The organism is Arenimonas sp., assembly GCF_019459675.1.
Lineage (GTDB): Bacteria > Pseudomonadota > Gammaproteobacteria > Xanthomonadales > Xanthomonadaceae > Arenimonas.
On record NZ_JAIBFH010000428.1, the window covers coordinates 1 to 9,248 of the forward strand.

The 9,248-nt window shown below is 68.0% G+C and carries 7 protein-coding genes; 1 reads left to right on the plus strand and 6 read right to left on the minus strand.

Translation table 11 applies throughout. The annotated features are described in order from the left end of the window. Positions 1–127 precede the first annotated feature (127 nt). Positions 128–466: a metalloregulator ArsR/SmtB family transcription factor gene (locus tag K0M70_RS14100; protein ID WP_290783005.1), complete on the minus strand. Its 339-nt coding sequence runs from the start codon at positions 464–466 to the stop codon at positions 128–130. 281 nt (positions 467–747) lie between these two features. On the opposite strand from K0M70_RS14100, the gene K0M70_RS14105 reads away from it, so the two are divergent. After that, a complete protein-coding gene (locus tag K0M70_RS14105) occupies positions 748–1,302 on the plus strand; it encodes a chemotaxis protein CheB (RefSeq protein WP_290783007.1) in 555 nt (184 codons plus the stop codon). Between the two features lie 31 nt (positions 1,303–1,333). Here the strand turns inward: K0M70_RS14105 and K0M70_RS14110 are convergent, their stop codons facing one another. The 5 genes from K0M70_RS14110 to K0M70_RS14130 all read right to left on the minus strand — a co-directional run bounded on the left by K0M70_RS14110 (position 1,334) and on the right by K0M70_RS14130 (position 9,160). Further along, positions 1,334–2,059 (minus strand): Crp/Fnr family transcriptional regulator, encoded by a 726-nt coding sequence (locus tag K0M70_RS14110; RefSeq protein WP_290783009.1) that lies wholly within the window; start codon positions 2,057–2,059, stop codon positions 1,334–1,336. Further along, positions 2,056–2,904: a response regulator gene (locus K0M70_RS14115; protein WP_290783011.1), complete on the minus strand. Its 849-nt coding sequence runs from the start codon at positions 2,902–2,904 to the stop codon at positions 2,056–2,058. Before K0M70_RS14115 ends, K0M70_RS14110 begins: the two co-directional genes overlap by 4 nt. Next, a complete protein-coding gene (locus K0M70_RS14120) occupies positions 2,901–5,099 on the minus strand; it encodes a PAS domain-containing hybrid sensor histidine kinase/response regulator (protein WP_290783013.1) in 2,199 nt (732 codons plus the stop codon). The genes K0M70_RS14115 and K0M70_RS14120 overlap by 4 nt, the downstream gene beginning before the upstream one ends. Then, a complete protein-coding gene (locus K0M70_RS14125; RefSeq protein WP_290783014.1) occupies positions 5,099–8,176 on the minus strand; it encodes a chemotaxis protein CheB in 3,078 nt (1,025 codons plus the stop codon). Before K0M70_RS14125 ends, K0M70_RS14120 begins: the two co-directional genes overlap by 1 nt. A gap of 201 nt (positions 8,177–8,377) precedes the next feature. Further along, on the minus strand, positions 8,378–9,160 hold the full coding sequence (locus K0M70_RS14130) for an alpha/beta hydrolase (protein ID WP_290783016.1): 783 nt from the start codon (positions 9,158–9,160) through the stop codon (positions 8,378–8,380). Positions 9,161–9,248: the final 88 nt, after the last annotated feature.

Consider the following 9,248-nt stretch of genomic DNA (forward strand, 5'->3'; position numbering starts at 1 on the left):
TTTTGATGTGCACGAAGCTGACGCCGGGCCAGCCCCAGGCGGCGCGCAGGGCCAGGCGTCCGATGCGACCGAAGCCGTTGATGCCGATCTTGAGGGTCATGGGGGGTTCCGTTGGAGGTTGGGAAAGTCAGCAGCCGCCGGCGGCCCTTGCCGGGTCTTCCGCAGGCGCGCACAGCGAGGCGTCGCCGCCGCAGCAGTTGTCGGTGAGGAAGCCCACCAGCCCGCGCATGGCCGCGAAGTCGGCCCGGTAGCGGATGTTCCGGCCGCGTGGCTCGGGGGCGATCAGGCCGGCCTGCTGCAGGGTCTTGAGGTGGAAGGAGAGCGTGTTGGCAGGGATGCCCAGGTGCGCTGCGAGGTCGCCCGCGACGGCGCCCTCCGGACCCAGTTCGACCAGGCGGCGGAACACCGCCAGGCGGTGGGCCTGGGCCAGGGCGGCGAGGGAGGTGACGGCGGTCTGAGTATCCATGGTTCCAGAATAATGGAATCGTTTGACGGAAATAAGACAGGCCGTCCCGAAAGCGTGCGCCCAGGCCGCCCGCCGGCCCGGCGCTGAAAGCGTGCCGGGGCCTGTTCGCTGCCGAACGGTCGCTTTCGCCAGGAGGAGTAAGGTCGGGGCATCGGCCACCGCAGTCCCGGGCCCCGCCGCCTCCTTCGAAGGAACCCCGCATCAGCCGACCAGCAGGCAAGGATCAGCCCCTCGGGGTCCGTGGCGCCACGCCGGGCGCGGCCCCGGGCCCGAACTTCCCCGTGGTCTGCATCGGCGGCTCGGCCGGCGGCCTCGACGCCTACCTCCGGCTGCTCAAGTGCCTGCCGGCCGACACCGGCGCGGCGTTCGTCATCGTCAACCACATGCGCACCGTGCCGACCCAGCTGCATGAAATCCTGCCCGCCCACACCGCCATGCCGGTGGAGCTGATCACCGACAGGCTGACGATCCAACCCAACCACGTCTTCATCATTCCGGCGAACCGCGACCTGCACGTCGTTGACGGCGAGTTCCACCTCGAGCCGATCTCCAAGCCGCACGGCTGGCCGGACGTGATCACGGTGTTCCTGCGCTCCCTGACCCGCGGCTGGGACGGCAAGCTGGTGGCGGTGATCGTGTCGGGCTACGACGGCGACGGCGCCGATGCCCTGTGCGGCATCCAGCAGGTGGGTGGCATCACCATCGCCCAGAAGCTCAGCACCGCGCGCCAGCCGGACATGCCCGAAAGCGCCATTGGCAGCGGCTGCATTGACTTCGTGCTGGCGCCCGAGGACATCGGCCGGCAACTGGCGCAGATCGTGCGCGGCGAAGCCTGAGGCGGGCCATGGGTCGATGGGCCCAGCCCGCCTAGCGCGCGTCGGGCAGGAGCCGGTCCAGCTCGTTCTTCACCAGCGCGTAGCACTCGCACGCCCCGGCCTCCAGCCCGGCCCGGTCGAGCACCGAAATGTGGCCGCGGCGGTAGCTGATCAATCCCGCGCGCTGCATCTTTCCCGCGGCATCGGTGATGGACTCGCGGCGCACGCCGAACATGCCGGCGATCATTTCCTGGGTCATCAGCAGTTCGGAGCAGGGTGACCGGTCGAGCGTCAGCAGAAGCCAGCGGCACATCTGCTGGTCGATCGAATGATGCCGGGTGCAGACCACGCTCTGGCTGGTCTGGATGAGCAGGGCCTGGGTGTAGAGCAGCAGCAGGCTCTGCAGTGCGCCCGCGCGCGCGAACTCCCGCTTGAGCAGGCGCGATTCGAGCCGCCAGGCGCGCCCGGCGGTCTGCACCACCGCCGCGTTGGCCGTGGTGTCCACGCCCAGGAACAGCGAAACGCCCACCATGCCCTCGTTGCCGACGCCCGCCACTTCGCACGAGGTGCCCGATTCGGTCAGGTACAGCAGCGATACGATGGCGGTGGTGGGGAAATACGCATGGTGGAACTGCCCGCGCGGTCCGCACAGGGTTTCCCCCACTTTCAGCGAAACCGACTCCAGCTCCGGCGCCAGGGCGGCCAGGTCGGCGGCGGGCAGCGCGGCCAGCAGGCGGTTTTGCCGGGGGCTGCAAAGGGCGGGCGTGGGCGACGTCACGGCCTTTTCAGCCCGTGCGCGCCGCTGTCCGCCAGGATCTCCACCCCGACGCCGCGGTAGCCGATGAAGGTGCAGACCCGGTCGAACATCGGTTCGCCGCTGACCCGGAACTGCTGGCGTGAGCCGTCGGCATTGACGCGGCTGAAGTGGAAGTCGAGGAAGGGCTGGCGAGCGGCGATAGCCGCCTGAAGGATCCCGCGCTCCGTCTCGTCCCAGCCTGCCGCCGCGCCGGCGGAGGGCTGTTCCGAAAGCGAATCCACCTGCAGGCCCAGCATTTCCAGCACCGGCCCCGAAACCTTGGTGAAGTGGCCGTCCTGGTCCTGTTCCCAGTACCAGTCCGAGGCCAGTTCGGTCAGGCTGCGGTAGCGCGCTTCGCTTTCGCGAAGTTCGGCGGTCCGTTCCTCCACCATCCGCTCCAGCTCGCGGGTATGGTCCTGGAGCTTGTTGTAGAGCAGGCGCACCTCCAGCATGTTGCGGATGCGCGTTCGGGCCTCGATCAGGTCGAAGGGCTTGCTGACGAAATCCTTGGCGCCGCACTCCAGCGCGCGCAGCTTGTGGCCGGGCTGGGCGGTGATGACCAGCACCGGCAGGTAGCCGTCGGCGTCGTTGGTCTTCAGGGCCTCGATCACCTGGAAGCCGTCCATGCCCGGCATCTGCAGGTCCAGCAGGATGAGGTCGTAGCGGTTCTTCCGGTTCAGCGCGCAAACCCGCTTGGGGTCCATGGTGGACGTGATGTTCTTGTACCCGACCTCCTCCAGCATGTGCCTGAGCAGGTCGATGTTGTCCTGTTGGTCGTCCACCAGCAGGATGCTGGCGTTGAGGATGTCGGACTCCGAAACCTTCATGGCGATTGCCTTGTCGTGGGGGGCTTGCCCTGGGAAGCAGAAAACTCCAGCGCCGTTGCCAGCGTAGCCATCAGCTCGTCTATCTTGATCGGCTTGGTGAGGTAGCGGAAGAAGCCCGTCTGCAGGCCGCGCTCGACGTCTATGGCGGTGGCGTTGGCGCTCAGCGCCACCACGGGGATGTGCGTGGTGGCCGGGTCCCGGGCCAGGATCTTCATGGCTTCGGTGCCGCTGATGCCCGGCAGGCTGACGTCCATCAGGACGACGTGGGGCAGGGCCGCGCGCGCCATCGCGACGCCGCTTTCGCCGTCCGTCGCGGTCAGCAGGCGGAACTCCGGCCGACTCGACAGGATCTCCTGCACCAGCGCCAGGTTCGCCGGGTTGTCCTCGACGTACAGCAGGGTGTGGACCTCAGCGTCGAGCCCGCCGGGCGCCAGGCCGGCGGCGGCCCGGGCGGCGACCGGCGTCGGCAGGGTGGCCGGTCTCAGTTCGATCCAGAAAACGCAGCCCTCGCCCAGCGTGCTCTGCACGCCGATCGTGCCGCCCATCATTTCGACCACCCGCTTGGACACCACCAGGCCGATGCCGGTGCCCTGCTCGGGGCCGGATTCCTTTCCGAGCCGGTTGAAGGGCTGGAAAAGCTGAGCGATCTTTTCTTCGGGCAGCCCGTCACCCGTATCCGCCACGCTGATGCGGACCCGGCCCGCGGGGGTCACGCGCCAGTCCACGTGTACCGAGCCCTCCGGCCGGTTGTACTTGATGGCGTTGGAAAGCAGGTTGCTCAGCACCTGCTTGAGCCGCGTCCGGTCCGCGTCGAGGTGGCAGGGGGCCTGGAAGCGCGGGAAGGACAGGCGGATGCCGCGCGAGCGTGCCTGCTGTTCCACCATGGCCTGGCACTCGCGCAACACTTCGTCCAGGGGCACCGCCTGCATCGTCAGCGACAGCGTGCCCGATTCGATGACCGCCAGGTCGAGGATGTCGTCCACCAGGGCAAGCAGGTACCAGCCGGCCTTGAGGATGTGGTCCGCGCTGCGCTTCTGGCTGGCGGTCGGCGGCGGCGAGCCGGAGTCGATCAGCTGGGCGAAGCCCAGGATGGCGTTGAGCGGCGTGCGCAGCTCATGGCTCATGTTGGAAAGGAACTCGGACTTGGCGCGGTTGGCCTTGTCGGCGGCGTGCTTGGCCTCGCGCAGCTTGATCTCCCCATTGATGCGTTCGGTGCTGTCTTCGAACAGGATGGCGACCCGATGGCTTCCTGGTCCGCCCAGGCGGTAGGCGTGCACGTCGAACCAGCGGCCCTCCATCGCACGCGCGTGATCGAGGATGCGCACCGGCTCGCCCGTCAGGGCCACCCGGCCGTAGGTTTCGTACCAGTGGGTCTCGAGGTCGGGCACCAGTTCGCGTGCGCGCTTGCCCATCGCCTGGTGCAGGCCGGTCTGCCTTTCAAAGCTGGGATTGAGCTCCACGAAGCGGTAATCAACCGGCTTGCCGTCCTCGTCGAAGATCATGTCGATGACGCAGAAGCCTTCGCCCATGGTGGTGAACAGGTTTTGGTACTGCTCGCTGCGTTCCACCAGCGCCTGCTCGGCGCGCTTGCGCACCGTGACGTCGCTGAGCACGGCGCGCATCTCGGGGCTGCCGTGCACGTCCGGCGCGATGGTGGCCTCCCACTGGCCCCAGAACGGCGTGCCGTCCTTGCGGACCATCCGCAGTTCGCCGGACTGCGGCTCGCCCGTCTCCAGCAGCCGCTTGTGCAGCCGGTGGTAAAGGTCGGCGTCTTCCCTGGCGATGAACCGGTGCCAGCGCTGCCTGATGAGTGCACCGCGGGTGGTGCCCAGCAGGCTGGCGAGGGTGAGATTGGCCTGCTTGATCAGGCCGTCGTCGCATACGGTGCAGTAGCCGACCGGCGCGAGGTCGTAGAGGTCGAAGTAGCGGGCGCGTTCCACGTCCAGCGCAACATGGGCATCGCGCAGCTCCTCGTTCTGCATCTCCAGCTCGATCTGGTGGACCTGCAGTTCGTGCAGCATGTGCCGGGCCTGCTCCGGCGACAGCGAATCGATACTCGCGGGCGTGGGGGACGCCCTGTCCCGCAGGCGCGCTTCGGCCAGCCGCCGCAGTGCATGCGCCGAGGGCGCCGGTGCGGCCTCGTCTTTCCCGGGCGAACCCGGCGGCCCTGGGGCCTGCCCGCGCTTGTCGGCCATCAGGTTGGTCTGCCGACCGTGCGCTCGGTAGTGGCGATGGCATACATTTCGCCCGACGCATCGAGCAGCGCGGTGGAGATGATCGATACCGTCATCACCTTGCCCTGCTTGTCGAGGCGCTGGGTGCGGTAGGGCTCCAGGATTTCGCTCTGGCTGAGCTGCCGCAGCGTGGCCAGGGCCGCGTCGCGCAGGGGTTCCGGGATGCGCTGCCGCACGTTCATCGCCAGCGCCTCGGCCTCGCTCCAGCCGTACATCCGGGTCGCGCCGGGGTTCCAGGCCAGGATGCGGCCGCTGAGATCCTGCACGGTGATGGCGTCGTGCGCATCGCGCACCACCACGGCCAGGCGCAGCAGCTCGTTGGCCTTGTGCAGCGCCTCGCGCGCGTGCACCGCGTCGGTAATTTCGATGAACGAGATCACCGCGCCTTCGATCACGTTGTCCAGGGTGCGGTAGGGCAGGATGCGCATCGTGTGCCACTTGCCGTTGCTGGTTTGCACCTCGACGGCCTTGGGCGCCAGCGTGTCCAGCACCTCGCGCACGTCGGCCACAAGGCGGTCGTATCCCACCATGTTGGACACGATGTGGTTCACCGGCCTGCCCACGTCGCTCTGGATCAGGTTGGTGATGGCGCTGGCCGCCGGCGTGAAGCGCAGGATGCGCAGCTGGTGGTCGACGAACACGGTGCCGATTCCGGTGCCGGCCAGCAGGTTGTTCATGTCGTTGTTGGCCCGCGACAGATCGGTGATCTTGGTCTGCAGCTCGGTGTTGACCGTGTTGAGCTCTTCGTTGACCGACTGCAGCTCCTCCTTCGAGGTTTCCATCTCTTCGTTGGTGGACTGCAGCTCCTCGTTCACCGACTGCATTTCCTCGTTCGACGACTTGAGCTCTTCGTTCGAACTCTCCAGCTCCTCGAGCGTGCTCTGCAGGTACTCGTCCTTGCTGCGCAGCTCGTGCAGCAGCTCGGCGATGCGCTGCTCGTCGTCAGCCTCGGTACTTGGCGTGGACGCCGGGGCCTCGGACCTGCCAGACGGCTGACCGTGGGCCAGGGGTTCGCCTTCCGGCACGTCTTCCAGGATGGCCAGGTAAAGGCAGGGCCCCGCGTGCGACAGCGAGGCCGCGGCGGCGACGGGAGCCGCCGGCGCCGGCACCGGGCAAACCGTCAGGTTCACCAGGGTGTAGTGGCCGTTGGTCTTCACCCGCAGGCCGGGGCACCGGACGATCCCGCGGGTGGCGGCCGCCTGCTGCAGGGCCTTGGTGAGTTCGCGGCGCAGGCCTTCGCGGGCCATCTTCAGGATGTTGCTGATGCCGGGTTCGCCGGGCATCGGCTCCAGGTACATGCCGGTACGTCCGTGCAGGTAGTAGATGTCGCCCTGGTCGTTGATCAGCGCCCCGGTGGGCGCCAGCTGACGCAGCAGCGCCTGTTCGGTCAGTTCGCGCATGGGCAGCTTGGCCGGGAGGGCCGGGCGCGGGCTGCCGGACTTCAGGGCAGGCCCGGGGTCCATCGTGGCCAGGGGCGGCACGATGTGCGCTAGCGAGCCGCGCTCGCGGGCGCGCAGGCTTTCCTTGCGCTGGTAGAGCTTGGCCTTGCGGTCCAGCACGGAGAAGGACTCGCTGAACTCGCCCACGCCCTCGGACGTTCCCAGGAACATGAACCCGCCCGGACGCAGCGCGTAGTGGAACAGCGGGATGACCTTCTTCTGCAGTGACGCGTTCAAATATATGAGCAGGTTGCGGCAGGTGACCAGGTCGAGCCGGGAGAACGGCGGGTCCTTGATGAGGTCATGCTCGGAAAACACCAGCATGTCCCGCAGCCCCTTTTGCACGCGATAGGCGCTGCCGTCCGACTCGGGCCGGAAGAAGCGCGCCAGCCGTTCGGGGGAAATGTCTGCGGCGATGTTGGCCGGGTACAGCCCCGTGCGGGCGGTGGCGACGGCCCGGCTGTCGATGTCGGTGGCGAACAGCTGCACCGGGAACACCTGCCTGAGGGCGTCCATGCGCTCTTGCAGCAGCATGGCGATGGAATACGCTTCTTCGCCCGTCGAGCAGCCCGCACACCAGATGCGAATGGCCGAACCCTCGGGCTTGTCCTCGAACAGCCTGGGGATGACCTGGTCTTCGAGCACCTTGAACGCCTCCGGGTCGCGGAAGAAGTTCGTGACGCCGATCAGCAGGTCGCGGAACAGCGCTTCCACCTCGGCCGGCGTCTGCTGAAGGAACCGGACGTAGCGTTCGAGCCTGTCTATCTGGTGCACCGCCATGCGCCGTTCGACCCTGCGGTTGATGGTGCTGGGCTTGTACTGGGAAAAGTCATGGCCGGTCTGGGCCCGCAGCAGCACGAAGATTTTCTTGAGTGCGCTCTCGGCCTGCGGCGTGTCCGCCGCCATCGGCAAGCGCGTGTGCCCGAAAGCATGCGCGGCGTAGGCAGACAGCCGCGCTGGCATTTCGTCCGCCGGCAGGGTGTAGTCCACCAGTCCGGTGGCGATGGCGCTGCGCGGCATGCCGTCGAACTCCGTCGTCTCGGGGTCCTGCGCCATCACCATGCCGCCTTCGCCCTTGATGGCGCGTATGCCCTGGGTGCCGTCGCTGCCGGTGCCTGAAAGCACGATGCCGATGGCCCGCTGGGCCTGGTCCTGGGCCAGCGATCGGAAGAAGAAATCGATGGGCAGCCGCTGGCCGCGCGGCGCCGCAGGCTCCAGCAGCTGCAGCGTGCCGTTGAGGAAAGCCATGTCGCGGTTGGGCGGGATGATGTAGACGCAGTTGGGCAATACCACCACGCCGTCGTCCACTTCATGCACCGGCATCCGGGTGCAGCGGGCAATCAGGTCGCTGAGCAGGCTCCGGTGGTCCGGGGCGAGATGCTGCACCAGCACGAAGGCCATGCCCGGCTCGCTGTCTGCGGGCATGCCCGAGAAGAAGGCCTCGAACGCCGCCAGTCCGCCGGCCGAGGCGCCAATGCCGACAATGGGGAAGCCCGCGACGGGCGCCGTGCCCTGGCTGTCGCGCGCCGTGCCGGACGGCTTGACGTCGGCCGGGCTGGACGCCGGCGGGGCCTTGCCGGTCTTTTTCCTGGTGGTCATGGTTCGATCCCGGCGCCCGGCGGGCGGATCTCCCCGGAGGTTACACCCTCAAGCCCGCGCGGCTCGCGGCACTGGCACCACTGGCGCGATCGGGAAGGTCCGCATTCGCGCCTGGGCAGGCTCAGGCCTCGGCTTCATCCTGCCAAGATCGCACCCTTGGGCAAGCCAAGCACCTGTTCGCCCGGAACCACGAGGCGAATCCTATCGATCGAGGAAGCTGACGATCACCTCGACCGTGTCCGCACCGGAGATCACCGAATCATGGCTGGCCTCGGGCACGTCATGCACCCGCGAGCCCGGCAGCGCAGCCGCCAGGCGGTCGGCACGCTCCGGCGGGACGACTTGGTCTCGGCCCGCGCGCACCACCAGCACTGGCTTGTCGTAGCCGGCGAGATGGCGCTGGGTTTCAAAGCGCTCGGTGGCCAGCCAACGCACCGGCAGCCAGGGGTAGTGGCCCTGCGCCACGTTGACCAGGCTGTCGAATGGCGTCACCAGCACCAGTCCATCCACGTCGCGCTGCGAGGCCACGTAGCCGGCCACGCCGGTTCCCAGGCTGCGGCCGATGACCGAAATGCGACCGGTGAGGTGCTGCTGCCGGGCACGGTCGAACAGCGCCACGCCGTCCGCGAGCAGCGCCGCTTCGGACGGCTCGCCCTCGCTGGCGCCATAGCCGCGGTAGGCCACCACGTAATGCGTATGGTCCGGGAACCACTCGGCCAGGCGCAGCGACATGCCCCGCACCGGTTCGGCGTTGCCGCCGAAGTACACCAGCGCGTCCCGCTGGCCTGGGTTCACCACCCAGCCGCGCAGGGTGACGCCGTCGTGTCGCAGCTCGAAGTTGGTGTGCACGGCATCCAGCCGCGTGGCCTGCGGGTGATAAACCAGGTCACGCTGCTGGAAATACATCCAAGCACACAGCGCCGCGTAGCCCAGCAGCGGCAGCGCGAGCAGACCGAGCAGCCGGTGCCGCTTCCGGCGGCGCATGCGGCCGTTCACACCTCGGCTTCATCCTTGTACGCATCCACCGGGATGCACGCACACATGATGTTCTTGTCGCCGTAGACGTTGTCCA

Excerpts from the sequence above, each read along its gene's own strand:
- K0M70_RS14100 (WP_290783005.1), bottom strand. The coding sequence starts at position 466 with ATGGATACTCAGACCGCCGTCACCTCCCTCGCCGCCCTGGCCCAGGCC.
- K0M70_RS14115 (WP_290783011.1), bottom strand. The coding sequence starts at position 2,904 with ATGAAGGTTTCGGAGTCCGACATCCTCAACGCCAGCATCCTGCTGGTG.
- K0M70_RS14120 (WP_290783013.1), bottom strand. The coding sequence starts at position 5,099 with ATGGCCGACAAGCGCGGGCAGGCCCCAGGGCCGCCGGGTTCGCCCGGG.
- K0M70_RS14125 (WP_290783014.1), bottom strand. The coding sequence starts at position 8,176 with ATGACCACCAGGAAAAAGACCGGCAAGGCCCCGCCGGCGTCCAGCCCG.
- K0M70_RS14130 (WP_290783016.1), bottom strand. The coding sequence starts at position 9,160 with ATGCGCCGCCGGAAGCGGCACCGGCTGCTCGGTCTGCTCGCGCTGCCG.